Origin of the sequence: Nocardiopsis sp. NPDC058631 (assembly GCF_042716955.1) — a bacterium.
GTDB lineage: Bacteria > Actinomycetota > Actinomycetes > Streptosporangiales > Streptosporangiaceae > Nocardiopsis.
Map to the genome: position 1 here is coordinate 54,262 of NZ_JBHXQY010000014.1, position 25,533 is coordinate 79,794.

Below are 25,533 nucleotides of genomic sequence, written 5' to 3' on the forward strand. Positions count from 1 at the left end.
GTCCCCGCCCCAGCACCCTCCCCGCCCGCGGAACCCGCCCCCGCCCCCGGCGGACACCCCCCGGAAGAACCGAAGTAGGGAACGACGACATGAACGACCGACCGCGCCCCCGCCCGCACCCCGCACTCCTGCGCGGACTCACCCGGGCCCGCCGCAGCCCCCTGGCCCTCCCCGGGCCCACCCGCCGTCGCACCCTCCAGGCGGGCGGCGCCGCGGCGGCCGTGCTCGCCCTGTCCGCCTGCGGGGTCGGCGGCCAGCAGCGCGACCCCGCCGAGAGCGAGGACTTCTGGGCGGACAAGGAGCGCACCGGCGACCTGCGATGGGCCAACTGGCCGCTCTACATGGACGCCGAGCGCACCCAGATCACGCAGTTCACCGAGGCCACCGGCATCGCCGTGGAGTACAAGGAGGACGTACAGGAGGCCGCCTCGTTCTTCGGCCAGATCCAGCCCAAGCTCGCCGCCGGAGACGACATCGGCTACGACCTCATGGTCCTGCCCAACGGCTTCGAACTCGCCAGGCTCATCGAACTCGGCTACCTGGTGCCGCTGGACCACACCAGGCTGCCCAACTTCGCGGAGTACGCGGGGGAGATCTACAAGAACAGCACCTACGACCCCGGCAACAGGTACACGGTCCCCTACGCCTCCGGCATCACCGGCATCGCCTACAACCCCGAGTACGTGGACCGGGAGATCACCAGCCTCCAGGACCTGTGGGACCCCGCGTTCGAGGGCAAGGTCGGCATGTTCGCCGACCCGCAGGAGATCGCCAACTTCGGCCTCCTCGCCAACGGGGTCGTGCCCGCCGAGTCCACGCGCGAGGACTGGGAGGCCGCCGCGGAGAAGCTCCGCGAACAGCGCGACGCGGGCGTGGTGCGCGCCTACTACGACCAGGACTTCATCCAACCGCTCACCAACGGCGACCTGTGGATCACCATGGCCTGGTCCGGCGACATCTACCAGCAGAACTCCGAGGAGGGCACGAACCTGGAGTTCGTCATCCCCGAGGAGGGCGCCACCCTCTGGACCGACAACCTCATGCTCCCGTTCACCACGCAGGCCCCGGTGGACGCGGTCGAACTGATGGACTTCCTCTACGAGCCGGAGATCGCCGCGGGCCTCACCGAGTACATCTCCTACATCTCACCGGTTCCGCACGCCCAGGAGGTGCTGGCCGAGTGGGCCGAGGGCGGCTCCGACGGCGACCGCGCCGACGCCCTGAGCGCGATGTCCGGGAGCGCCCTGGTCTTCCCCACCGAGGGCGACTACCAGAACCTCCACAACTTCGTCGTGCTGGACACCGACCAGCAGGACGAGTTCTCCGGTCTCTTCCAGGCCGTCACCCAGAGCTGAGCGGCGCGCCATGAGAAACCGAGACCTCACGCCCTACGTGCTGGTGCTCCCCGCCTGGGCCTGGCTGGCGCTGTTCTTCGTGGTGCCCATCGGCGGGATGCTCTCCCTGTCGCTGACCACAGGGAACGTGATCACCGGCTTCCAGCAGACCTTCGCGGTGGGCAACTACGCCACCGCGCTCGGGGACTACTGGGAGCAGATCCTGCGCTCCCTGTCCTACGGCGCCTGCGCCACCCTCGTGTGCATCGCCGTCGGCTACCCGACGGCGTACTGGATCGCGTTTCGGGGCGGGGCGTACAAGTCCACCTACCTGCTGCTGATCCTCCTGCCCTTCTTCGTCTCGTTCGTGCTGCGCACCATCTCCTGGCGCGCCTTCCTGTCCGACAACGGCGTCGTGCTCGGACCGCTCAAAGACGTCGGGCTGCTCCCCGAGGGGTTCGCCGTGCTCAACTCCGCCCCCGCGGTCGTCCTCGGCCTCGCCTACAACTTCCTGCCGTTTATGATCCTGCCGATCTACGCGGTCCTGGAGCGGATGGACCCCCACCTGGTCGAGGCCGCGCACGACCTCTACGCCAACCGGGTGCACGCGTTCACGCGGGTGATCCTGCCGGTGTCCCTGCCCGGAGTGTTCGCGGGAGTGCTGATGACCTTCATCCCGACCAGCGCCGACTACGTCAACGCGTCGGTGCTCGGCGGAACGCACAACACGATGATCGGCAACGTCATCCGGACGCAGTACCTGGTCAACAACAACTATCCGATCGCCGCCTCGATCACCTTCGTCCTCATGGGACTGCTGCTCGTCGGCATCTTCACGTACGCCAGGGCACTCGGCACCGAACGCGTCATGGAGGTGCACGCGTGACCACGGACGTCCGCACCGCCGCAGGCCCCCCGGCCGCGCCCCCGCCGGGGAGGGCCCGGCGCCGGGGCCGCACCGACTGGGGCCGCTACTACACCTGGGCCGTCCTGGCCTGGCTGTTCGCACCGATCGCGTTCATGGTCGCGTTCAGTTTCAACGACCCGGCCGGACGGCACAACACCACCTGGCAGGGGTTCACCCTGCACTGGTACCGGAACGCGTTCGCCTACCCCGACCTCAACGACGCGATGGTCAACTCGCTGACCATCGCCCTGCTGACGATGGTCGTCGCGGGCGGGATCGGCACCCTGCTCGGGCTGGCACTGGGACGGTTCTCCTTCCGGGGCAAGCAGCTCACCAACCTGGTGATGTTCGCGGCGATCAGCGCCCCCGAGGTGGTGCTCGGCGCCGCCCTGCTGTCCACGTTCCTCATGATGAACGTGACCACCGGCTACTGGACGACCGTCGTCGCGCACGTCATGTTCTGCGTGTCGTTCGTGGCCATCACCGTGCGGGCCCGCGTCATCACCCTCGACCCGCGGCTGGAGGAGGCGGCGCGCGACCTGGGCGCCGGGCCATGGCAGACCTTCCGGCTGGTCACCCTCCCCATGCTGTTCCCCGCGATCATGGCGGGCGGGCTGCTGGCGTTCGCCCTGTCCATCGACGACTACATCATCACCACGTTCGTCAGCGGGGACGTGACGACCTTCCCGCTGTGGATCTGGGGAGCGACCCGCGTGGGCATCCCCCCGCAGGTCAACGTGATGGGGACCCTGCTCTTCGCGGTCGGGCTGATCATGGCCGCGGTCAACGTCGCCCTGGCCCGCCGCCGGGGCGGCGGGTAGGGGAGCCGGAGGGCCGCCGTCCGCGGGCGGCCCGCGTCCCGCCCGGGAGCGCCGGACGGGGACGCACGCGTCCACCGGACCGCGGCGGACACCGCCACAGACGAACGGAGTCACACCCATGTCCGACACGGCAGCCGAACGCGCGGCCACGGCCCTGGCCGGAACCCTCCCCCGGGTCTTCTGGCTCGACCCCGACATCCCCGGCCACGACGTCCCCGCCCCCGCGCCCTCCCTGGCGGGCAACGTGTTCGCCGACCTGGTCGTGGTCGGCGCCGGGTTCAGCGGACTGTGGACCGCCCTCCTGGCCAAGGAACGCGACCCCGACAGGCACGTGGTCCTGGTGGAGGCCCGCACCGCCGGATGGGCGGCCTCCGGCCGCAACGGCGGGTTCTGCGCGGCAAGCCTCACCCACGGCCACGACAACGGCGCCGAGCGCTGGCCCGAGGAGATCGACGAGCTCGAACGCCAGGGCAGCGCCAACCTCGACGCCATCGAGGAGGCGGTAGCCCGGTACGGCATCGACTGCGAGTTCGAGCGCACCGGAGAGATCCTGGTCGCCACCGAGCCCTGGCAGGCCGAGGGGTTCGCCGAGGCCGCGCGGGCCACGACCGCTCTCGGACACCCGGCCCACGTGTGGGACGCCGAGCGGATCCGCCGCGAGATCGACTCCCCCTCCTACGTGGGGGCGCTGTACGAACCCCGCGGGGTCGCCATGCTCCACCCGGCCAAGCTGGCATGGGGACTGCGCGCCGCCTGTGAGCGCCTGGGTGTGCGGATCTTCGAGAACACCCCCGTGCGCGCGATCAGGTCCGCGCCGGCCGGCCTGCGCCTGGAGACCGCCGGGGGCTCCCTGCACGCGCCCAAAGTCGCCTGGGGGACAGGCGCGTTCCCCGGTCCGCTGCGCCGGCTCAAGCACTACCTCGCCCCCGTCTACGACTACGCGCTCACGACGGAGCCGCTCACCGACGAGCAGAGGGCGTCGCTGGGCTGGCAGGGCCGCCAGGGGGTCTCGGACGCCGCGAACCTCTTCCACTACTACCGTCTCACCGCCGACAACCGCATCCTGTGGGGCGGGTACGACGTGGTCCACCACCACGGCGGCAGGGTGCGCCCGGAGTTCGACCAGCGCCCCGAGACCTTCCGCAGGCTCGCCGAACACTTCCAGGCGACCTTCCCCCAGCTGGAGGGGGTGCGGTTCAGCCACAGCTGGGGCGGGGTCATCGACACGTGCAGCCGGTTCGCGGCCTTCTTCGGTTCCGGGTACGGCGGACGGCTGGCCTACGCCGCCGGATACACGGGGCTGGGCGTGGGCGCGACGCGGTTCGGCGCGCAGGTGATGCTGGACCGGCTCGACGGGCTGGACACCGAGCGCACGCGGCTGCGGATGGTGAGGGAGAAGCCGCTGCCCTTCCCACCCGAACCGGTCCGCTCCCTCGGTATCGGGCTGACACTGCGGGCCACGGCCGCGGCGGACCGCGACGGAGGGCGCCGCAACCTGTGGCTGCGGGGCCTCGACGCCGTGGGCATGGGCTTCGACAGTTAGTGGGCTGTGGGCTGGGCCGCGTGCTCCCGGGCCGCCCCGCCCCCGGGGGCCGTCACCGCTCCCGTCGGACAAGGAGGGGTAAGTCCGGGTAAGGGCTTGGCCTGCGCCGCGCCGGGGGCGGCGTGGTGTTCGTGCCGCGTCCCGGTCCCGGGTCAGGATGGGTGCGGTCGCGATACGGCGTGGGAACGCCGGACCCGACGGCCTCCCCCGCTCCAGACCCACCGCGTGGCCGCCCACTGGCCCACAGTTCCAGGCCGCGCGGTGTTCACTCCCCGGGAGGGCACTCCCGGGGCCGTACCCGGAGCCCCCGGGCCCGGAGCGGCCCCGGTCGGCGGCCGCGCGTCAGTAGCCGCGCCAGGACCCCTGGTGGTAGGCCATCACCCGGGGGTGCATCAGGGTCGACGCCTCGGCGTCGCTCTCCCTCCGGTCCATCGGGAACACCTGCGCCGCGGCCAGCAGGGGCTCGTCCAGGAACCGCAGCGGCGGCGCGTCCCCCGGGACGCGCAGTTCGGGCGCGTCCCCCACGGACGCCAGGTAGAAGCCCCAGTTCCCGAAACTCGGCACGTCCACGTTGTACGGGGTGGTCTCGAACCCCACCTCCTCCAGCGAGCGGTCCACGCTCCAGAAGGCGTCGGGCGCGAAGAACGGCGATCCCGCCTGCACCACCAGGCGGCCCCCGTCGTTGAGCGCGTGCCGCAGGAGCGAGTAGAACTCCACCGAGTAGAGCTTCGAGGTGGCCACGTCGTCGCCGTCCGGCAGGTCCGCGACGACCACGTCGAACTCCTCGCCGTTCTCCCGCAGCCACTGGAAGGCGTCGGTGTTGAGCACCTCCACCCGCGGATCCTCGAACGAGTCCTCGTTCAGGCCGGTGATCACCGGGTCCGTGGACGCCAGCTCGACCACCGCGGGATCCAGGTCCACCAGCGTCACCGAGGACACGTCGTCGTAGGCCAGGATCTCCCGCAGGGCGAGTCCGTCGCCGCCGCCCAGCACCAGCACGTTCCCGTGCGGGCCGTCCATCGCCGGGTGGATGAGCGACTCGTGGTAGCGGTACTCGTCCAGGGTCGAGAACTGGAGGCTCCCGTTGAGGAACATCCGCACGTCCTCGCCGTCCAGGGATCGGGTGACCACGATCTCCTGGTACTCGGAGCGCTCGGCGTGCACGATCGGATCCCGGTACATCGCCTGGCGGGCGTCCACCTCGAACCGGTCCGCGTACACGTAGGCCAGGCCGAGCACCGCGATGATGACGGCCAGGCCGAGTCCCAGACCCGCGTACGCGCGCCGCGTCAGCTCCGCGCGGAACAGCCACAGCACCACGGCGACGCCCACCACCGCGTTCAGTGCTCCCACGACCAGCGCTCCCCTGGGCAGGCCCAGGAGGGGCAGCAGCAGGAAGGGGAAGGCCAGACCGCCGATCAGTCCGCCCACGTAGTCGGCCGCGAACAGGTCCGCGACCGCCTCCGAGGCCTCCTGCCTGCGGATTCGCTGGATCAGCGTCATCAGCAGGGGGATCTCCATGCCGATGAGCAGGCCGATGACGAACGACAGCACCACCAGCGCGGGCTGGTAGGCGGAGAACCAGGCGAAGGCCCCGTACAGCAGGAGCACCGACAGGCCGCCGACCAGGGAGAGCAGGCCCTCGATCACCGCGAACGACACCGCGGGGCTGGCCTGGAAGCGCTTGGACAGCAGCGAACCCACGCCCATGGCGAAGACCATCACGGACAGCACCACGGAGGCCTGGGTGATGGTGTTGCCCAGCAGGTAGCTGCCGATGGCGACGAGCGCCAGCTCGTACACCAGGCCGCAGGCCGCGCAGATGAACACCGCCAGCAGCACCAGGAACCGGGCTGCCCTGGCCGAGACCGGGAGTCCGTACCGGGTGCGAGTCGTGTTCTCAGTCAACGCGGGTGCCTTCGTGTGGTGGTGCAGGTGGGGTGATGGCCGGGGTCAGGGGGCCGTGTCGTCCCGGGAGGCTCAGGTGAGGGCGGCGGCGACGACGAGCGCGATCGCCACGTGCGCGGTGGCGCTCACCCAGGTGGCCGGGTGCGGCTCCTCGTTGCTGATGATCTGGGCGATCTTCGCGGGGATGATGAGGTCGATCAGCAGGAACGACAGGGCCATGACGCCCAGGCCGATCAGACCGTAGACGGCGGTCGAGAGCAGTCCGGCCCCCAGGCCGATCTCGGAGTCGCTGGACAGGATCGCCGACGTGACGATGATGGCCGAGCCGAGCGTGTTGGCGGACACGAGCAGCACGGCGTTGCGGTTGCGGTTCTCCCAGACCAGCTCGTGCAGCTTGCCGGGGGTGAGCAGGTCGGTGATCAGGTAGCCCGCCACGAGGATGGCGATGCCCACACCGCCGTAGGCGAGGGCTGCGAGGGAATTGAAGAGGATCTCGTTCATGGTCCTGTCCGCTGGTAGGGGGGTGAGGTGGTCAGAATGCCGTGGGTGCGGGACGCCCGGAGGCGCGGTGCCTACTTGCCGAAGCTGCTGCCTCCACCGCGGTAGCTGCTGCCGCTGCCGCCGTTGTCGCGGTAGTTGTTGCTGCCGCTGCTACTGCCGTTGTTGTAGTTATTTCCGTTGTTGTAGTTGCTGCCGCCACCGGTTCCGCCGAAGAAGAAGAACCCGCCGCCGCCGGAGGAGCCCGAGGAGGAGCCCTCGCAGTCATCGTCGTCGTAGCCCTCGATGGCGACGACGTCGTCGTCGGGGCAGTAGTTGCTGTTGCTGCTGTTGTTACTGCTGTTGCAGGCGCTGAGCAGGATCAGGATCAGGAGGATGACGCCGACGACGACGAACACCGTGATGATCTTGTTCCTGTTCTCGTGGGATTCCTCGTATGCGTTCATGGCGCCGATCTCTCCGGACTGGGGGGTGTGGTCATCGTCGAGGTGGTCGTCACCAGTTCTCCGGTCTGCGGGTAGGCGTGCCAGGTCCGCCAGCGGAGGGGATCCCCGCCGGAGGATGCCAGGTGCAGGGCGGTGACCGCCAGGGGGTCACCCGGGAAGGCGACGAGAAGTCCGCCCTGGGAGTCGGCCACCTCGCGGTGGAGCCGTTCCACCCGTCGGGACAGTTCGTCTCGCGTGAGGGACTCCACGAGGGAGTCGAACCGGTAGCCGCCCTGTTCGGGGCGCTCCGCGCGCCCGGGGAGCCCGCCGGGCAGACCGGGCAGGCAGGCGACCGTCTCCACCAGGGCCCCCACGCCGGACTCCGGTGTGACGACGACCTGGTGGGAGGCTCCCAGCACGCGCAGCTCGACCCGGACGCCCGTCGCGGTGAGGGAACGGGCGGCCAGCGCATCGGTCAGCGGGTGGCCCAGGGTCCAGACCAGGTCGTCCGCACCGGTGTCGACGAAGGGGGCGCTGATGCTCGCGCGCACGTGCGTGTCAGCTCCCCGGGTAGATGGTGAAGGTGCCTGCGGCGACCTTGGTGCCGGTGCTGGCCTCCCAGCCGCCGTGGTCGAACCGCTCGAACGACAGGAGCCTGCCGTCGGAGGACTCGTAGTCGGCGTAGTCGAGGCCGCCCTGCGCCTTCAGACCGGTGGTGCCCTCGGAACGGTAGGAGCCGCTGCCCTTCTCCTGGAGCCGGTAGGTGACGCCCTCCAGCTCGATGGTCTTGGAGTGCGGGGTCAGCTCCAGGTCGGGACGCCCGGACCACAGGGCGAGCTCCACGTCGGGGTCCTCCTCGACCGAGAGCCAGCGCTTGCCGCCCTCGACCTCCAGGAAGTGCTCGGACCAGACGTAGCCGCCCTCGGACAGGCGCAGGGTGCCGCGGATCCAGGTCCGCTCGGTGCCCCAGTCGATCATGTCCCCGGCCTTGATGGAACGGGGGTCCCCCGCGGCACTGTCGCCCTGGTCGGCGAAGGGGTCCCGGGGCGCGGTGGGCGGCTGCGGCGCCGCGTCCCGCTGCTTGGAGCGCTGGGCGTAGATCACGACACCGACCACGACGGCGACGATGACGACGATGAGTAGCAGCACGAGTTCGATGGACAATGTTCCTCGTTTCGCGGGGGACGCGGGGGTGCGGGGATAGGGGGCGAGGGCGTCGTAGGAGTGACCGGTCCGCGTCCTTCCCCGGGCCGGGCAATCCTACTGATCTGGTCAGACGCCGGAAACGGGGGCCCGGTTCCCTCCGGTGCCGGATCAGGGCGGGGCGCCACGGTGCGTGGTCGGACCGGGCCGGCGGGGCGGCGTCCGCGCGGTGGGCGCCGCGGACGGCCCGGCCGTCAGGAGCGGGGGTCGCCGGTCTCCACGGGCAGTGAGTCGTCGGCACCCCACAGGCTCCACGACCCCGGGTAGAGGCGGGCGCCGGAGTACCCCGCGTGTTCGAGGGCCAGCAGGTTGTGGCAGGCCGTGACCCCCGAACCGCAGTAGGCGGTGACGGTCCGGGCGGCGTCGGCGCCCAGGGCCGCGAAGCGCTCACGCAGCGCTTCCGGGGCGGCGAGGTACCCGTCACCGTCCAGGTTCGCGGTCCACTCGGCGCTGCGGGCCCCCGGCACGTGTCCGGGGCGGGCGTCGACGGGGGCGGGCTGTTCGCCGGTGAAGCGGCCGTACGCGCGGGCGTCCACGAGCAGGCTCCCGGAGTCGCCCGATTCCGCTTGGACGGTGGCGGTGTCCACGACCAGGTCGGCGGGCCAGGGCCGGGCGGTCCGGTGCGCGGCCGGGGGCACGGTCTCCCCCTTCTCCAGGTCGCCTGTCCACGACCGCATACCGCCGTCGAGGAACGCCGCGGGAGTGCCCAGGACACGGAGCATCCACACCAGGCGGGCAGCGACGGAGCCCCCGGCGTCGTCGTAGACGACCACGGACGCGGAGTCGCCGACACCGAGGCGGCCGAGGGCACCGGCGAAGTCGGCGGGGGACGGCAGCGGGTGGCGGCCGGCCCCGGGTTCGGCCGGGGCGGCCAGATCGGTGTCCACGTCGGCGAAGACGGCGCCGGGCAGGTGCCCGGAGCGGTAGGCGTCACGGCCGGAACGGCCGTCGAGGTACCAGCGGGAGTCGATGACGACCACCTGGTCGCGGTGGTCGCGGAGCCAGTCGGCCGACACGGCCACCGGAAGGGTCAAGGGTTCGGACATGGGCGACAGCCTAACCTTCGACCGCCCGTGGCACACGGGGCCGGGGCACGGCGCCTCAGGAGGGTTCGGGCCGGGTCAGCCCCGGTCCAGGCGGTGCACCCGCAGGATCCACCACAGTCCCAGTACCGGCAGCACCAGCGGGATGAACAGGTAGCCGCTGCCGAAGCCCGACCACACCGTGTCCTCGGGGAAGACCGACGGCCAGAACACGCTCGCCGTCCCCACGACGAGGACGCCCGCCATCTCGACGGCGCACGAGACCAGGGCGACCCGGCGCGAGATCCGCCCGGCGCGGGCCAGGCCGACCGCGGCCACCAGGTAGACGATCCCGGCGAACAGCGACAGCGCGTAGGCCGTCGGCGCCTCGTCGAACCTCGTGGCCAGCTGGTAGCTCCCCCGCGCGGTCGCTGCGAGAGCGAACACCCCGTACACGGCGACGAGGAGCCGTCCGGGGCCGGTGCGCAGGGTCTTGGCGGCGGTGGGTGCGGACATCTCAGACAACAGGGCTCCAGAGCTGTTCGAGGCGGACGAACAGCACGGGCAGGATCAGGCAGGCGAAGGCGATCACCGCGGGACCCCACTTGCTCCGCTCCATGAAGCCCCACACGGCGCACGCGGGCGGCAGCAGCGCCACCGTCGCCAGGTAGGACACGAACATGACCGTCTCGGCGGGGCGGTCGCCGCCGACCAGGGTGACGGTGGCGGCCCCCACCTGTCCCAGGACGAGCAGCCACAGAATGCCCATGCCGACCAGGTGGGGGACCACCATGGGCTGGTCGCGGAAGGTCGAGACCAGGCACCAGCCGGCCATCGCCAGCGACACCATCTGAATCGTCATGGTCAGCCAGTCGACCACGCCGCCTCCGCTCGCACTCCGTCGCGTCCGCCCATGTCAGCGGTCCGCTCTCCCACGACACTTGTCTACGACACACGGTAGTACGCCCCGCGGGCCCGTCTGCACCGGGGAGCGGCGGGACGGGGGAGCGGCGGGACGGGGGAGCGGCGGGACGGGGGAGCGGCGGGACGGGGGAGCGGGGCCGTGGGAGGCGGCGCGCAGCTCCCGCGCGACGCCCGCCCGCGGTCGTGGAGAACCTCACAGGGCAGAGCGGCATCGAACACCGTGCCGCACCGTGCTCGTGCCCGTCGCCTCTCGCGGATACGTCGGAGGCGACGGCTCTCCCACCTGTGACATCGGCCGAAACCGGTCATATCAAGCGGGGGAGCAGCGCGACCACGATGCGGGCATGTCGGATACTGTCCTCGCAGCCGCACGTGTTCCCCAGACGGTGCACGGTGTAGGCGGCGCATCCCCTTCCACCGCATCGTGTACGAGAGCCGGAGCACCCCCGTGTCCTATCCCCAATATCCCTCGGGCCCTCAGCAGCCGCCCTACGGCCAGCCGTCCGGCGGTCAGCCGCCCTATGGCGGACCTACCGGTGGCCAGCCCCCCTACGGTGGTCCCACCGGCGGTCAGCCGCCCTACGGCGGTCCTCCCGGTGGCCAGCCGCCGTACGACATGCCTCCGGGCGGTCAGCCGCCCTACGGCGGTCCTCCCGGTGGTCAGCCCCCCTATGACATGCCCCCCGGCGGCCAGCCGCCCTACGGCCCGCCGCCCAAGAAGGGCATGTCCACCGGCGCCAAGGTCGGTATCGGCGTCGGCGGCTGCCTGGGCCTGGTGATCATCGCCATCGTCGTCATCGTCATCCTCGCCTCCCTGGCGGGGGGCGGCGAGGACGCGCCCTCGCAGCCGTCGGCGCCCTCCGCATCGGAGGAGGAGACGTCGGGCGAGACCGAGTCCCCGGCCGAGGAGCAGCCCGTCACCGAAGAGGGCGGCATCGCCGCGAGCGCCACCCAGACCGGCACCACCGGTGACGTCATCGACGACACCACCTACACGGTGGTGGACGTCGAGATCACCAACAACTCGTCCGAGGCGTTGGACGTCAACCCGCTCTACTTCACCTTCGTGCTGGACGACGGCACGGAGCGCGACGACTGGGCCGAGACGATCTTCGCCGACATCACCCCGATGGAGGCCGTGTCCGTGGAACCGGGCGACAGCATCTCGGGGCAGCTCGCCACGGTGGGCGAGGTGACCGTCACGGAGCTCCGGTTCGACCCGAGCTTCGGGATGGAGGACCCGATCGTCATCCCGGTCGGCTGACCCGACCGGACAGAACACGGGGACGCCCCGGCCGCGCTTCACCGTGGCCGGGGCGTCCCCGTGTTCCCGGGTCCGCTGCCGCCGCGAGGCCTGGTCACCTGCGCCCCTCGGTGCGCACCGCTGCGCCCGCGCCGACGCGGGGCCGGTCCCGTGGGGCCGGGCCGCGCACAGTCCGGGAGGGTCTCCCCCGACCTCACTTGGGCCAGTAGAAGACCTCCGCGGTGGCCGACGTGAGCTGCGCGATCGTGTCACCGAACTGGGCGACGCGGACCCGCACACGCCTGCCCTTGGACAGGTTGCCCTTCCACGCGTAGGTGAAGTGTCCGTTCCCGGCAGCCTGCAGAGGGCTCTCGATGGGACGGTTGCGGGCGACCTTCCAGCCGCCCTCGCCGTCCGGCTCGTACTCGGTGGCGCGCAGCTGCATCTCGGTCCCCGCCCCCAGACCCTCGACGGTGACGCCCACGGAGAAGTCGTAGAGCGCTCCGTCCGGTTCCTCCGGACCCACGAGCGCGTAGAGATCGCCGGTGTGGCCGTCGTGGCGGCGGTCGAACCTCAGACTGGCCCAGGTGCCGGGCTCCAGCTCCTGTGCTCTGTCCTTCTCGAACCGACGATGTCGGGGCACGTCGTCCTCTCCCTCGGATTCGTCGGGCTTCTTGGCGAAGGTGCCGTTCTTGACGAGCGCGTAGGCCTTCTCCCCGGGGCACGAGGTGGAGATGAAGTCGCGGTGGCCGAGCACTGCGCCGGAGATGGAGGTGTCGGGTTCCATGAGCCACTGGCGCAGCTGGCGGACGGCGTTGATCTGCTCGGGCGTGATGGGGTCCTTGGGGCCGGTGGCCAGGGTCACCGAGTAGTGGGAGGTGTTGCCCCCGGGCTGGGCGGCCTGGGCGCGATACAGGCCGCGGCCCTCCAGGACGTGGCCGTGGGCACACGCCATGAACGAGTTGCCGGTGAAGTACACCGTGCCCTCGCGCCTGGCCAACCACGTGGAGTTCGGGGTGCGCACGCACCAGACCGGACCGTCATGGGCTTCACGCGTGATGGTGACCGCCGCCCCGCCGGCCGCCGCGTCCCCGGGGGCGACGCGGTCCTCGCCGTGCAGCTCCACCTGCCACGGGGGAGAGGGGACCGAGGGCGTCGGAGTCCGGCGTCGCAGGGAGGTGGCGTATCCGGCCAGGGTGGCGGCGAACTGGAACGCCTCGGCGGACGCCCGGTCCTTCCGGTCGAGGACCCGGGAGGCGTTCGCGCGGTCGCCGCGGCCGTCCCCCTGGAGGGACGCCCCGATGAACAGGTCGAGCTGCTCCTGGGGCAGCGCCCGCAGGAACGCGTGTGTGGGCACCCGCCCCGGTGCGTGTTCGAGCAGGACCCGCTCGGCGTCGGAGGACAGGGGGGACCCGGCCGGCCGGGGGCCGGCCGGGCCCGTGTCGTCGGCGGGGTCTGCGCTCCGCGGTGCGGCGTGTCCTGCGGTCCAGAACCAGGCGACCCGTTCGACCAGGTGGTCGGACCACTTGCGCTCGGTGGGCAGGTGCGCGCACGGGGCCGACAGGGGAATCCGGTCCCCCCGGGTCAGCGTGTCGGTGGTCGCCCAGCGGCGTTCGCGAGCGTCGGGGTTCTTCTCCCCCCCGGTACCGCTCCGCCCGGAGACGCGCTCCACGGGCCAGCGGTGGCCGGGGGTGGTGAGTGACGAATGCCCGCACCCCTGCATCCGGATCAGTTCGCGCGGTGCGGCGGGGAAGACGAGGACGTCCTGGAGGGGCTGCCATTCCGACAGCCCCGTCGTGTGGTCGAGGGTGAGGACGACGTCCCCCGGGGCGATCCGGTGGAAGCTCCGCCAGCCGTCCTCCGTGAGGATCTCCGTGGCTTCGTCCACGCAGTAGCCGATGTCGGCCCAGCCCCGGGAGGGGCCGGTGTGGAACGAGCGGGTGTTGCGCCAGTAGGAGACGCACGACGAGTGCTTCTTGTCGGCGAGGCCCTGGTCGGCGCTGTCGTAGTGGATGACCAGTCCGGACCGGGGGTTGGCCTTGTCCGCCGGGGAGGACCCCCAGCCGAGGTCGGACCGGGACATGTATTTGCTCGGTCGAGGCATGGGCCCATTGTGACAAGCCGACACTCCGAAGGGTAGTGAAATGATGACATTGGGTGGAGATTCCGTGACCTGGAATTCCCGGTGTGGCGATGTCCACCCCGCACGTCACTCCTGCGACACGATGGGGCAGACCCCTTGCCTCTGGAGGTAGCCGGTGCTCTCAGCACACACCGTCAGCGTCGTCCGCGAAGCCGAGTACGCGCTCATGGCGAGCGTTCCCGACGGGGCGCTCATGCGCAGGGCCGCGGCGGGGCTCGCGGCCGAGTGCGTCCGCCTCCTGCCCCGTGTGTACGGGTCGAGGGTCGTCCTCCTGGTCGGCGGCGGCGACAACGGGGGGGACGCCCTGTACGCGGGGGCCCTCCTCGCCTCGCGGGGCGCGGCGGTGCGCGCCCTGCTCGCCGGTGGAAGCGCCCATGAGGGCGGCGTCGACGCACTGCGGTCCGCCGGCGGGCGGATCCGGACGTTCGCCGACGGCGGGACCGACGGTGCCGACATGTTCGACGCCGACCTGATCGTCGACGGACTCATCGGTATCGGCGGGCGCGGTGGGCTGCGCGAACCGCACGCCACCCTGGCGGTGCTCGCCTCGAACGCCCCCGTCCCGGTCGTCGCCGTCGACGTGCCCAGCGGAGTGGACGCGGACACGGGGGAGGTGGCCGGGGCCGCGGTCCGGGCCGACGCCACCGTCACGTTCGGCACCCACAAGCCCGGCCTGTTCGTCGATCCGGGGGCGGAACGGGCGGGCAGGGTACGCCTGGTGGACATCGGGTTGGGGTCGGAGCTTCCCGGTCCCGAGCTGGTCTGCCCACAGGCTGTGGACATCGCCTCGCTCCTGCCGGCCCCCGGCGCGGAGGCGGACAAGTACCGCAGGGGCGTCCTCGCGGTCCGCGCGGGCTCCGACCCCTACCGCGGCGCGGCGGTCCTGTGCGTCGGGGGTGCGCTGCGCACCGGGGTCGGCATGATCCGCTTCGGCGGCGGGAAGGGCGTCGCCGACCAGGTGATCGGCCGCTGGCCCGAGACCGTCGCCGACCTCCGCGACCCGCAGAGCAGCACCGACCTGTCACCGGGCCGGGTCGCGGCCGTCGTCATCGGCCCGGGACGCGGCACCCACCCCGCCAACGCCGACGAACTCCGGGCGGTCCTGGACAGCGACGTGCCCGTGCTGGTCGACGCCGACGGACTGACCCTCCTCGCCGGCAACGGCGGCGGCCCGCTCACGGGGCTGCTGCGCGGACGGACGGCACAAACGCTCCTGACCCCGCACGCGGGTGAGCTGTCGCGCCTTCTGGACGCGGACCGGGCCGACGTGGAGGCGCGCCGTCTGGAGCACGCGGCCCTGGCCGCCGACAGGTTCCGGTGCACCGTCCTGCTCAAGGGCTCCACCACCGTGGTCGCGCACCCGGGCGCCCCCGCGGTCGCCAACCCGACGGGGACGCCGCTGCTGGCCACGGCCGGGTCCGGCGACGTGCTGTCGGGGTCGGTCGGCGCACTCCTGGCGTCCGGCCTGCCCGCGCGCGAGGCCGCGATGTGCGGCGCCTACCTGCACGGACGCGCCGCCTCACTGGCCCGCGGCGGCGCACCGATCAGCGCGTCCGACCTGCTGGACGCCCTGCCGCTCGCCGTGGCCGAGGTCTCCCGGAACCGCCGCGGGTGACGGTCCCGTCCGGAACCGCGCCCCGGGTGGTCCGGCCGTGTCCCCCGGAGGAGGGAGCCACCTCACCCGCGCGCGGGAGGCGGCAACCTCCCCGGGAGGGCCAGACTCGCCGTCATGACGGACATCGCAGGACCGGCGCACGCGCCGGGGACGCCGGACCCCGCCCCGGGCGGAGCGCCTGAGGGGCCCGCGGCCTCCGGAGGACGGACACGCTGGCCGGCGTACGCGCTGGCGGTGGTCTTCCTCGGCTACGCCGCGGGGAAGGCCGTCTACGCGGCACAGGGCAGGCTCGGGTTCCCGAGCGGTCCCGCGGTCTCCGCGGGCGAGCACGAGCGCTACGCCGAGCAGATGATGGACGTGGCGCTGACGCAGTGGCTGGCGGTGGCGACCGGAGTGCTGTGCGCCGCGCTCGTCGTGGCGACGGTGACCTCCGCCGGACGCCGGGTACCGCGAGTGCTCATGCTGCCTGCGCTCGCCGTCATGCTGGTCGGCATCGGCGCCGGTGCGGTGACCCTGGTCGTGGACGGGTTCGTCGGCATCGGTGTGGGTTGGCAGTGGTACCACGGCGTCGTCGGAGCCGTCGTGCTCGGCCTGATGGCGGCGACGACCGGGTCCTACCTCAGGGAGTCCCGGCGTGGCGCGGTCTGAGCGGGGCCGGCCGCGGCGGGCCGTGCGCGAGCGCCTCGGCGGCGCGCGGTCCCTGGCGGTCGCCGCCTACGGGGCGGCCCTGTGCTCCGCGGCGTACGGCGCGATGAAGCTCACGCAGGCGCTGGGCGGCAACGCGCTCGCCGACAAGGACCCGCTGCCCCCGGAGCTGCGCGACCGGCTGCTCGCCCGTGACCCGCTGTTCGTGGCCAGCCACTGGGCACTGGCCGCGGCGGCGCTGGTCGGCGTCCTCCTGGCGCTGTCCGCCGTGCGCCCGTGGGGCGCCGCCCTGCCGCGGCGGCTGGTGCCCCTGGTCGCCGGGGTGCTCGGAGCGTTCATGGTCCTGCGGTCGGTCGGCTTCTCGGGCATCGGCTTCGTGGGGGACGGTTTGACACTCGCCGGTGTCAGGGAGCTGCCGGCCGAGCATGCCGGGCTGATCCGGGAACTGGCCCTCTGGGACCTGGTGCTGTGGTCGCCGTTCTTCCTGCTCTGGGGGGTGTGCTGGTCGTTCCTGGCGTGGCGGACCGGCCGTGCGGCGCGCTCACCCGCAAGTTCGCGCGGGGGCGGGGCGGGGCTTCGCCCGGGGTGACCGGGCGCGGTCAGCTGCCCCCGGGACGGGGCCCGGCGGCGTCGAGGCCGCGCTGCACGATGTCGGTGATGAAGTAGTCGCCCGGGTCGCGTTCGTCGCGCAGCCTGTGGACGAGGGACTCGTCCACCCACATGTACTCGGTGTGCTTGCCCGGCTCCAACCGGGGCGCCGACAGGTCTCCCTCGACCCGAACCAGGTAGTCGACCTCGTGCCTGGTGACGCCGTCGCCGGGGTCCCAGTCCAGCTCGTACAGCTCAGCCAGCACGCCGGAGAGCCTCCACCCGGTCTCCTCCTCGACCTCGCGGGCGAGCCCGTCGAGCATGGTCTCCCCCCGCTCGACGTGTCCGCCGACGATGTCCCAGCAGTGCGGGAACACCTTGCGGGTCGCGGAGCGCCGCTGGGCGAAGATCCGTCCGCGGTCGTCGACGATGACCGCGCCCGCCACGTGGGTCCTGCCGTCGGAGGTGTCGGGGAAGACGATCCCCGGGGCCACCGCCACGCCCGGACCGGCCCCCGGGGCCGGTCCGCCGGCGCCCGGGTCGTGCCCGTCGGCCGCGCTGCCGCTTCCACCGCTCATGCGTCTTCCTCCTCCTGGTCCGCCGCCGACCAGCCTACGTCGCGGCCGCGGCGGGGCAGGCGCAGGGTGAGGAGCCTGGCACGCGGGGCCAGCTCGCCCGCCAGGTCGAAGACCGCCTCGGTGCGGGTGCGGTCCTCGTCCAGCACGGAGAACAGGTTGACCCCCAGGTAGAACGTGATCGCCCCGTAGGCCACCTCCCGCGCCGGCAGCAGCCTGCCGAGGGCGGACCCGCCCAGCACCCGGTTCCACTCGTGCTCGATGAACGCGATCCACGGCTCGGAGCGGTCGCGGATCTCCGTGCGCAGCTCGGGCTTGGTGACGGCGGCCGCCACCAGCTCGGAGAACTCGGTGATGTAGCCGCGTTCGAGGTCGGTCCGGTAGATGCGGGTGGCCGCCTCCACGAGTTCCTCCAGGGTGCTCGCGCGCCCGGCGATCTCGCGGTACATGGCCATGCGCTCGGCGCTGGACCGGTCCAGCGCCGCCAGCAGCAGCTGGTCGACGCCCCCGAAGTGGTAGAAGACCAGCGCCGAGTTGACCTCGGCGCGTGTGGCGATGGCACGGGCGGAAGCCCCCGAGTACCCCTCCTCGCGCAGCACCGCGCAGGCCGCGTCGAGCAGCCGTTCCTTGGTCTCCTCGCTCGTGCGCCGTCCGCCGCCGCTCCTGGCCATGGCCCTCCTCGTGTTGCCTCCCTGTCGTCAGGGGTGAGTTCATCATACGGTTTAATCAAGTGATTAAACCGATTGATTTAACCGCTTGCTCAAGGGGTGCCCCCATGTCTCGAAGCAACGAACCGGAACCGTTCCCGGGCGACGTTCCCGCCAGGGCCCGCTGGACGCTCGCCGCACTCCTCCTCGCGGCCTTCGGCGGACTCCTCACCCTGCGGGTCCACCGCTGGGGCGGCCTCGACCAGACCGCGCTGTTCTACGTCGGCCTCCCCGCGGTCCTCGCACTGATCGTCGTGTTCACCGTGAGGGCGCGGAGCGTGACGGGCATCGCGATGGCCGTCACCACAGTCGGACTCGCCCTGGCCGCGGCCCTGCTCGGCGAGGGCACGGTGTGCCTGGTGATCGCCGCGCCCCTGCTGTACGGGATCGCCGGACTGGTGGCCTGGACGGCGAAGGCCTTCGGAGCCGGCGGCCGGGGCGGACGCCACGCCCTGCTGGGCGTCCCGGTCCTCTTCGCCCTCGCCCTGGAGGGCGTCGCCGGGACGACCCTCCTGCCCAGGGCCGACCAGGGCGAGGGGTCCGTGCTGATCGACGCGGAACCGGAGCAGGTCGCCGAGGCCCTGGCCGCCCCGCCCGAGTACGCGGCCCCCGACGCCCTCTTCCTGCGCGCCGTCCCCTTCCCGCACCCCGTCCGGGCGACGGGGGAGGGGCTGGAGACCGGGGACGTCCGTACCGTCGACTTCACACCGAGACGCGTCCTGCAGATCGGCTCCGAGCCCACCCCGCGCGACCTGGAACTGGAGGTCGTGGAGAGCTGGACCGACGGGGACGGCGGCCGCGTGGTCTTCGACGTGGTCCGCGACACCACGTTCGCGAACTGGATGGACATGCGACGGGCGCAGGCCGTGTGGTCGAGGGAGGGCGACAGAACCCGGCTGACCTGGACCATCGACTACGAGCGCACCTATGAGCCGTCCTGGTACTTCGGGCCGGTCCAGTCGTACACGACCGACCTGGCCGCCGACTACCTCGCGACCACCTTCCGGGACACGGTCACGGGGGACGGGGCATGACGGCCCCGGAGGTTCCGGCGGCGCTGGTGCGCGGCGTCGGCCTGTTCGTCCCGCTGCTGCTCCTGGCCGCGCTGTGCGCGTGGCGCGCACCCCGGCCGCGCGAGGTCGCCTCCATGGTCGTGGCCGGGGCGTGGGCCCTGCTCACGCTCATCCCGCTCAACCTGTACGCGACGCACGCGGGCTGGTGGACCTTCCACGCCGAGGGCGCCGTGTGGCGCGGCATGCCCGTCGACCTGCTGCTCGCCTGGGCGGTCCTGTGGGGGTCCCTCCCCGCGCTGATGCTCCGCCTCCTCCCGGTCCCCCTGCTCACCGGCCTGCTCGTGTGGGTCGACGTGATCGTCATGCCGCTGGCCGAACCCGTGGTGGTCCTCGGGCCGCTCTGGCTGCTCGGCGAGTTCGTCGGCTCGGCGCTGTGCCTGATCCCCGCGCTCATGCTGGCCCACTGGACCCGGCGCGGCCAGCTGGTCGGTGCCCGCATGTGGGCGCAGGCCGTCCTGGCCTTCGGGCTCATGGTCGGACTGCCGCTGTTCGCACTGGACGCCGCCCCCGGCCCGGGGGACGCCCTCGTCACGGCGCAGGTCCTCGCCGCGGTGTGCCTGCCCGGCCTGGCGGCGGCCCGCGAGTTCGCGCGGGTCGGCGGCGGTACCCCGCTGCCCTACGACCCACCGTCCGCACTGGTCACCAGCGGCCCCTACGCCTACGTCCGCAACCCCATGCAGACCAGCGTCACCGCCGTCTACCTGGTCCTCGTACCGGTGACGGGGGACCTTCGGCTGCTGGTCGGCGCCCTGGTCGCGTTCGGGTACGGCGCGGGTTTCGCGGCCTGGCACGAGGGCGGTCAGCTGCACCGGGCCTTCGGCAGGGACTGGGAGGCCTACCGCGCGGGCGTGCGCCCCTGGCTGCCCCGGTGGCGGCCCTGGCCGGGCCGCACACCGGGAACCCTCTACGTGGCCGCCGACTGCGCCATGTGCCGCGGCGTCGGGGGCTGGATCTCCTCCCGCGCGCCCGTGGCCCTGGAACTCCGGCCGGCGGCGGAGCACCCCGAGGTCCTGTACCGCCTCACCTACGAGACACCCGGCGGGCTCCGCTGGAGCGGGGTGGCGGCGCTGGCGAGGGCTCTGGACCACCTCCACCTCGGGTGGGCCCTCGCCGGCTGGGCCCTCGACCTCCCCGTCCTGCGCCAGGTCGGGCAGGTGTGCGCCGACGCCTTCGGGGCCGGACCCCGGGCGTCGCGCGACGCCCACGGCGCCACGGGGGTCCGGAGGACCGCGGCCGTCCGGACCGGTGCGACGCGGTGACAGCGGGGACAGGGTCCCCGGAGGCGTGCCGGCCGGAGCCGCGGTGGACCACGCGGTCCGGCCGGGAGGGCGGGGCGGCGTTCGCGCCCCGGGGCGGGCACACCGCATGACAGCACGGCCACAATGCCCCACAGCGCCTCTTCCTCCGACACCCCTCCCCGTTATGCTCGGTCGGGTCGTTCCGTCCGGAAAGGGGCGGGACCGGCCCCCGCATCCGCCCCCGCACGGTACGAGGACGTCGATGGAAGAACAGGCCATGCTCGCGCGGGACCTCGTCCTGCGCGTCTGCGCCGGAGCGACGGAGCTCGACCCCCAGTGGATCAGGGCCGACGGCAAGGTCACCACGCCCTTCCTCGTGCCCCGGGACCGCAACCTCATCCGAGCGATCGTCGCGGCGGGACGCGCCATGGGGGTCGACCGGCTCCTGGTGTGCCGGACCCGGCCCGAGTACTCCTACGACCCCGTCACCGAGGTCCCCCTCGACACCGACACCCTGATCGACCTCATCCGGGGCTGGGGACCCGAGCCCACCGACTTCCTCGTCTGCGTGGAGGACTTCTCCGCCGCCGTCCTCGTCACCGCCGACGAGCTCACCGTCGCCGCAGGGCCCGCCGACTTCGTCCGCGAACTCGTCGGAGCCGACATCCCCCAGGCGCGGGTCCACTTCGGCAACAGGGCCCGTGTCGAGGGCGGCCCCGTCCTCACCCGGGCCGCCCTGCTCTACAACTGCGCCGACATCGGTGCCCGGCACGCCCGCAACCCGCGCGGACCCGGGCCCGACCTGCCCGAACGCCTCACGCGCCGGGGCGACCGCGCCCGTGAGCGCTCCCCGCGCGCCGTCAGCGCGCTGCGCGCCCTCCGCGGCGCCTGGGGGTGGCTGATGGTCGTGGCCCTGCTGGTCTCGCCACTGTTCGTCCCCAGCCTCGGCACCGCCCTCCCCGCCCTGGCCACGGCCTTCGTCCTGCTGTTCCAGCTGGCCTGGCCCGCCCGCTCGCGTACCGTCTCCTTCGCGACCCTGCTGCGGGTGGCCGCGCTCGGCGCAGTCCTGCTGTGGCCCCTCGCCCTCGCCGAGTCCGCCGTCGTCCGTCTCCTGGGGGTCGACCCCTACGGAGTCGTCGGCTACACCTACGTCGCGGTGGCGGTGGAGGAACTCGGCAAGCTCGCGCCGCTCCTCCTGCTCGGGCTGGTGGCCCGACGGCGCCTGCGCCGCCTGGCAGCCGTCGACTTCCTGCTGCTGGCCGCCGCGTCCGGCGCCGGTTTCCAGCTCGCGGAGCACCTGCTCACCGGGGTCTCCACCGGCGGCGGCCGGCCCGGCGCCGGTGGGTTCCTCCTGCCGGGCGGAAGCACCGTCACCGACGGGGCGGGCACCGTCCTGGCGGTCTTCTCCGGCCACGCCGTCACCACCGGCCTCGTCGGGGCGGCCGTCGGGCTCGCCGTCGTCGGCCGCCGCTACGGGGCGTGGCTGTGGCTGCTGCCCCCGATCGCTTTCACCACCGCGTTCCTGGAGCACCTCAACCTGAACGCCGTGCTCGCCAACGCGGCCCTGCACCCGGCGTCCGGGTTCGTGCACGGCCTGCTCGGCGGCGGCGTCCTCACCCCGTGGCTGCTGGTCGTGCTCCTGCTGTGCGCCGTGGCCATGGACTACCGGACGATCGGCACCGCGGCCGAGTCCACCCCGCCACTCCCCGGCCGGCCACCGCTGCCCGGGCTGCGCCGCCGGGCACGCGGCAGGTCCGTGGCGATGAGGGTGCGGATCCCCGCGGACATCGCCCCGCTGTTCCGGAGGCTGGCGCTGTCCTGGGTGGACCTGCCGGTCACGTTCGCCACGACGCTGTCCACGATCGTCCACGAGTTCGCGGTGTCGGCGATCGCCGCCCGGCGCGGCCCCGGCGCCCTCTGCGACACCTGGCGGTTCCTCCGCCTGCGCAGGGCGAACGCGATGGCCGAGGCCCGGTCGGCCGGTCGCCCCTGGCGAAGCCACCCCTCCCAGGAGGAGCTCACCCGGCAGGCGCGCTCCCTGGCCCGGCGGCTGGGCCTCGCCGCCACCGGCGGTGTCACCGCGGGGACCGCGTCGCTGGCCGCCGTCACCGCGTACGCCGTCGCCGCCCCGGCGTCCGGGTGGAGCGGGGCCGGCGCTCCGGGCGCGCCCGCCTACGCGTTCGTGGCACTGGACCGGATCCAGCTCTGGCTGGGCAGCCTGACGGGAGCCGAGACCGCGTGGGCCGTGATCGTCCTGGTCGCGGTCCTCTCCCTGCTCGTGTCCGGCAACGGGGTCCCGCACGCGCACCCGCGCATGCGCGAGTTCCTGCGTGCCCCCACCGCGAACACGGGGGCGATCCTGGGCATGCTCGCCCCCGGCCAGGTCGGCTACGCGCTCCTCGGGGTGGCCGGACTGCTCCTGCCCCGGCGGGTGGACCGCCTCCTGGTCCGCTGACCCGGTCGGCACCCGTGGTCCTCCCCGCGCCGACGGAGGGAACGGGTCACGTCCCCGTCGGATCCCGCGGCCGGTCCGGCGGGCGCCCCTTCCGGCCGGGCGCGGCCCGGCCAAGAACCTGTCAGGAGGGCAGTCGGCGGGCGCTCCCGGCCCCGGCGAGGGGAGGGGCTCCCGCGCGGTCACCACCACGGTCGTCGGTGTCCGCGCGCTCAGGGCGCGCTGATCCCGTTCGGGGGTTCGAACGCGCGCACCGGAGGCACCCGGTCCGTGAACCGCTCCACCCTCACCCGCACCGTCTGCCCGGTGCACCCCTGGCTCAGCGAGGACGTTCCCACGTCCTCCGTCAGCGCGTTCGGGTTCCCGTGCGCGCACGTCACGCCCGGCGCGGACGGGTCGTACCAGGCGCCCGTGGACAGCTGCACCACACCCGGCCGCAGCGCGTCGCTCACCACGACGCCCGCCAGGCACGAACCCCGGCTGCTCGACACCCGCGCCACGTCGCCGTCGGCCACGCCGCAGGCCCGTGCGTCCTCCGGTCCGATCCGCAGGGGCGAGCGCCCCCCGACCTTCTGCGACATGCTGTGCGCGCCCATGTCCTGCTGGCTGTGCAGCCGCCCGCTCGGCTGGTTCGCGAGCAGCACCAGCGGGAACCCGCCGTGCTCCTCGCCCACCGCCGGGCCCGGCAGCCACACAGGGTGCCCCGGGCAGTCCTCGTACCCGAACGACGCGATCGTCTCCGAGAACAGCTCGATCCGTCCGCTCGGCGTCCGCAGCGGACTCCCGTCCGGGTCGGCCCGGAACTCGCCCAGGAGCGCCTCGTCCTCCACCCGGCCGGGCATCTCCACCCGGCCGCGCTCCCAGAACTCCTCGAACCCCGGTACCCCGACGCCGTGCCGCGCCACCAGCGACCGCCACCGCTCGTAGACCGTCCGCATCCACCCGGCGCTGGTCCGGCCCTCCGTGAACTCCTCGCGCACCCCCAGCCGCTCGGCCAGGTCGGCGTACGTGTCGTACTCGTCGCGCGCCTGTCCGTGGGGGGACACCGCCCGGGGCATGGCCCGCACACTCAGGTCGCCCTGGCTGGCGGTCAGGTCGTCGCGCTCCAGCACCGTGGTCGAGGGGATGACGATGTCGGCGTGCCTCGCCGTCGCCGTCCAGTGCGTCTCGTGCACCACCACCGTCTCCGGCCTGCCGAACGCCCTGGTCAGCCGTTCCAGGTCCTGGTGGTGGTGGAACGGGTTGCCGCCCGCCCAGTACACCAGCCGCACGTCCGGGTACAGCCGTTCCTCGCCGTCGAAGTCGTAGCGCCCGCCCGGGTCCAGCAGCATGTCGGCGATCCGGGCCACCGGGATCGACGAGTCCACCGGGTTGGCGCCCTGCGGCATCCTCGGCAGGCCCAGCGGGGTCGAACCGCCGCCGTAGTTGCCCATCGACCCGTACCCCGAGGCGAAACCACCGCCCGGCAGCCCCACCTGGCCCAGGCAGCAGGCCAGCGCCAGCCCCGCCCACAGGGGCTGCTCGCCGTACCGGGCGCGCTGCACCGACCAGCCCACGTTGACGAGGGTGCGCGTCTGCGCCATGCGCCGGGCGAGAGCCCGCAGCTCACCGGCCGGGACCCCGCTGATCCGCTCCGCCCACTCGGGCGAGCGCTCCACGCCCGGACGGCCGCCGCGTTCGTCGCGTTCCCCCAGCACGTAGGAGCGCAGCACGTCCGCGCCCACCGTGTACCGGTCCAGGAAGCCGGTGTCGGCCAGACCCTCCGTGAACAGGACGTGCATCAGGGCGAGCATCACCGCCGTGTCGGTGCCCGGCGGGATGGGCACCCATTCGGCCTTGACGTCCTCGGGTGTGTCGTCGAACAGCGGCGACACCGACACGAACTCCACCCCGGACTCCGACGCGGTACGCATCGCGGGACCGGCGGTCTGGGCGGCCCGGCCCCCCGACGCCGTCCACGTGTTGGACACCCGCAGCCCGCCGAAGGTCACCAGCAGACCGGTGTGCTCGCGGATCTGCGTCCACGCGGGCGCCCGGTGCAGCAGCCGGTTCGCGGCGGGGGTGCCGATGAGCCTGGGGAACAGCACCTCGACGGCACCGTGGCTGTAGGTCGCGCGCGACCTGGTGTACCCGCCGACCGTGTTGAGGAACCGGTGCAGCTGGCTCTGCGCGTGATGGACGCGACCGGCGCTGCCCCACCCGTACGACCCGCCGTAGATCGCCGCGTTGCCGTGCTCGGTGCGCACCCGGTCGAGTTCCCCCGCCAGCAGGTCCAGGACGGTGGACCACTCCACCTCGACGTAGTCGTCGTCCGGGTCGCCCCTGCGCGGGTCCGGACCCGCGCCCCGCTCCAGCCACCGGCGGCGCACCGCGGGGCGGGCCACCCGCGACGCGTGGTGCTGGGCGGCCGGGGTGTTCGCCATCACCGGGGAGGGGGCCGGGTCGTCGGGGTCCGGGCGCACTCCGACGACCCGGTCGTCCCTGACGACCACCTGGTAACTGCCCCAGTGGGCGCTCGTCGGACGCAGCGTGTCGGACATGCTCACTCTCCCTCGGTCACTCCGGCCCGGCCTGGGGCCCGCGCCTCACTCTATGCAGGCACAGGTGGGAGGATGGGCCCCGCGACCGGTCGGGACGACGCCGAGGGCGGCGAGGCGCCGGGCGCGCGG

At 72.9% G+C, this 25,533-nt stretch carries 23 protein-coding genes; 11 read left to right on the plus strand and 12 right to left on the minus strand.

The features are described 5' to 3' along the window. Positions 1-89 precede the first annotated feature (89 nt). The 4 genes from ACFWTE_RS07580 (at position 90) to ACFWTE_RS07595 (ending at position 4,605) form a co-directional block, all read left to right on the plus strand. Positions 90-1,355 (plus strand): spermidine/putrescine ABC transporter substrate-binding protein, encoded by a 1,266-nt coding sequence (locus ACFWTE_RS07580; protein ID WP_378778497.1) that lies wholly within the window; start codon positions 90-92, stop codon positions 1,353-1,355. A gap of 10 nt (positions 1,356-1,365) precedes the next feature. Then, the gene (locus ACFWTE_RS07585; RefSeq protein WP_378778498.1) at positions 1,366-2,220 is read left to right on the plus strand and encodes an ABC transporter permease; all 855 of its coding nucleotides are present in this window, start codon (positions 1,366-1,368) and stop codon (positions 2,218-2,220) included. Beyond that, a complete protein-coding gene (locus ACFWTE_RS07590) occupies positions 2,217-3,062 on the plus strand; it encodes an ABC transporter permease (RefSeq protein ID WP_378778499.1) in 846 nt (281 codons plus the stop codon). Before ACFWTE_RS07585 ends, ACFWTE_RS07590 begins: the two co-directional genes overlap by 4 nt. A gap of 118 nt (positions 3,063-3,180) precedes the next feature. Beyond that, positions 3,181-4,605: an NAD(P)/FAD-dependent oxidoreductase gene (locus ACFWTE_RS07595; protein WP_378778500.1), complete on the plus strand. Its 1,425-nt coding sequence runs from the start codon at positions 3,181-3,183 to the stop codon at positions 4,603-4,605. 342 nt (positions 4,606-4,947) lie between these two features. Here ACFWTE_RS07595 and ACFWTE_RS07600 read toward each other — a convergent pair whose 3' ends face one another. The 8 genes from ACFWTE_RS07600 to ACFWTE_RS07635 form a co-directional block, all read right to left on the minus strand. Then, positions 4,948-6,513, minus strand: a complete 1,566-nt coding sequence (locus tag ACFWTE_RS07600) for a polyamine aminopropyltransferase (protein WP_378778501.1) — start codon at positions 6,511-6,513, stop codon at positions 4,948-4,950. Between the two features lie 72 nt (positions 6,514-6,585). Then, a complete protein-coding gene (locus ACFWTE_RS07605; protein ID WP_378778502.1) occupies positions 6,586-7,014 on the minus strand; it encodes a DUF350 domain-containing protein in 429 nt (142 codons plus the stop codon). Between the two features lie 71 nt (positions 7,015-7,085). Continuing rightward, positions 7,086-7,457, minus strand: coding sequence for a hypothetical protein (locus ACFWTE_RS07610; RefSeq protein WP_378778503.1), 372 nt, complete (start codon positions 7,455-7,457; stop codon positions 7,086-7,088). Then, complete coding sequence (locus ACFWTE_RS07615; RefSeq protein WP_378778504.1) at positions 7,454-7,987, minus strand: DUF2617 family protein; 534 nt, start codon at positions 7,985-7,987, stop codon at positions 7,454-7,456. The genes ACFWTE_RS07610 and ACFWTE_RS07615 overlap by 4 nt, the downstream gene beginning before the upstream one ends. Positions 7,988-7,994: 7 nt before the next feature. After that, on the minus strand, positions 7,995-8,600 hold the full coding sequence (locus ACFWTE_RS07620) for a DUF4178 domain-containing protein (RefSeq protein ID WP_378778505.1): 606 nt from the start codon (positions 8,598-8,600) through the stop codon (positions 7,995-7,997). 233 nt (positions 8,601-8,833) lie between these two features. Then, positions 8,834-9,685, minus strand: a complete 852-nt coding sequence (locus ACFWTE_RS07625) for a sulfurtransferase (RefSeq protein WP_378778506.1) — start codon at positions 9,683-9,685, stop codon at positions 8,834-8,836. Positions 9,686-9,760: 75 nt separating this feature from the next. After that, positions 9,761-10,177, minus strand: a complete 417-nt coding sequence (locus ACFWTE_RS07630; RefSeq protein ID WP_378778524.1) for a hypothetical protein — start codon at positions 10,175-10,177, stop codon at positions 9,761-9,763. A gap of 1 nt (position 10,178) precedes the next feature. Next, the gene (locus ACFWTE_RS07635; RefSeq protein WP_378778507.1) at positions 10,179-10,541 is read right to left on the minus strand and encodes a hypothetical protein; all 363 of its coding nucleotides are present in this window, start codon (positions 10,539-10,541) and stop codon (positions 10,179-10,181) included. 720 nt (positions 10,542-11,261) lie between these two features. Here ACFWTE_RS07635 and ACFWTE_RS07640 point away from each other — a divergent pair. Beyond that, complete coding sequence (locus tag ACFWTE_RS07640; RefSeq protein WP_378778508.1) at positions 11,262-11,849, plus strand: hypothetical protein; 588 nt, start codon at positions 11,262-11,264, stop codon at positions 11,847-11,849. Positions 11,850-12,042: 193 nt separating this feature from the next. On the opposite strand, the gene ACFWTE_RS07645 is transcribed toward ACFWTE_RS07640, so the two are convergent. Next, positions 12,043-13,932, minus strand: coding sequence for a hypothetical protein (locus tag ACFWTE_RS07645; RefSeq protein ID WP_378778509.1), 1,890 nt, complete (start codon positions 13,930-13,932; stop codon positions 12,043-12,045). Between the two features lie 154 nt (positions 13,933-14,086). On the opposite strand from ACFWTE_RS07645, the gene ACFWTE_RS07650 reads away from it, so the two are divergent. The 3 genes from ACFWTE_RS07650 to ACFWTE_RS07660 all read left to right on the plus strand — a co-directional run bounded on the left by ACFWTE_RS07650 (position 14,087) and on the right by ACFWTE_RS07660 (position 16,820). Next, complete coding sequence (locus ACFWTE_RS07650) at positions 14,087-15,586, plus strand: NAD(P)H-hydrate dehydratase (RefSeq protein ID WP_378778510.1); 1,500 nt, start codon at positions 14,087-14,089, stop codon at positions 15,584-15,586. 114 nt (positions 15,587-15,700) lie between these two features. Next, positions 15,701-16,234, plus strand: a complete 534-nt coding sequence (locus ACFWTE_RS07655; protein ID WP_378778511.1) for a hypothetical protein — start codon at positions 15,701-15,703, stop codon at positions 16,232-16,234. Beyond that, entirely contained in the window at positions 16,221-16,820 is a 600-nt protein-coding gene (locus ACFWTE_RS07660; protein ID WP_378778512.1) for a DUF3995 domain-containing protein, read from the plus strand. Before ACFWTE_RS07655 ends, ACFWTE_RS07660 begins: the two co-directional genes overlap by 14 nt. Before the next feature lie 10 nt (positions 16,821-16,830). Here the strand turns inward: ACFWTE_RS07660 and ACFWTE_RS07665 are convergent, their stop codons facing one another. After that, complete coding sequence (locus ACFWTE_RS07665) at positions 16,831-17,397, minus strand: NUDIX hydrolase (protein WP_378778513.1); 567 nt, start codon at positions 17,395-17,397, stop codon at positions 16,831-16,833. Beyond that, on the minus strand, positions 17,394-18,065 hold the full coding sequence (locus ACFWTE_RS07670; protein WP_378778514.1) for a TetR/AcrR family transcriptional regulator: 672 nt from the start codon (positions 18,063-18,065) through the stop codon (positions 17,394-17,396). The genes ACFWTE_RS07665 and ACFWTE_RS07670 overlap by 4 nt, the downstream gene beginning before the upstream one ends. Before the next feature lie 104 nt (positions 18,066-18,169). Between ACFWTE_RS07670 and ACFWTE_RS07675 the strand changes: the two genes are divergently transcribed. From ACFWTE_RS07675 to ACFWTE_RS07685, 3 genes are all read left to right on the plus strand, one after another. After that, positions 18,170-19,135 carry a hypothetical protein gene (locus ACFWTE_RS07675; protein WP_378778515.1) on the plus strand — a complete coding sequence of 322 codons (966 nt, stop codon included), beginning with the start codon at positions 18,170-18,172 and terminating at the stop codon, positions 19,133-19,135. Next, positions 19,132-20,433 carry a methyltransferase family protein gene (locus tag ACFWTE_RS07680; protein WP_378778516.1) on the plus strand — a complete coding sequence of 434 codons (1,302 nt, stop codon included), beginning with the start codon at positions 19,132-19,134 and terminating at the stop codon, positions 20,431-20,433. The genes ACFWTE_RS07675 and ACFWTE_RS07680 overlap by 4 nt, the downstream gene beginning before the upstream one ends. Before the next feature lie 241 nt (positions 20,434-20,674). Beyond that, positions 20,675-22,867, plus strand: coding sequence for a PrsW family intramembrane metalloprotease (locus tag ACFWTE_RS07685; protein ID WP_378778517.1), 2,193 nt, complete (start codon positions 20,675-20,677; stop codon positions 22,865-22,867). 209 nt (positions 22,868-23,076) lie between these two features. On the opposite strand, the gene ACFWTE_RS07690 is transcribed toward ACFWTE_RS07685, so the two are convergent. Beyond that, the gene (locus tag ACFWTE_RS07690; protein ID WP_378778518.1) at positions 23,077-25,404 is read right to left on the minus strand and encodes a molybdopterin-dependent oxidoreductase; all 2,328 of its coding nucleotides are present in this window, start codon (positions 25,402-25,404) and stop codon (positions 23,077-23,079) included. Positions 25,405-25,533: the final 129 nt, after the last annotated feature.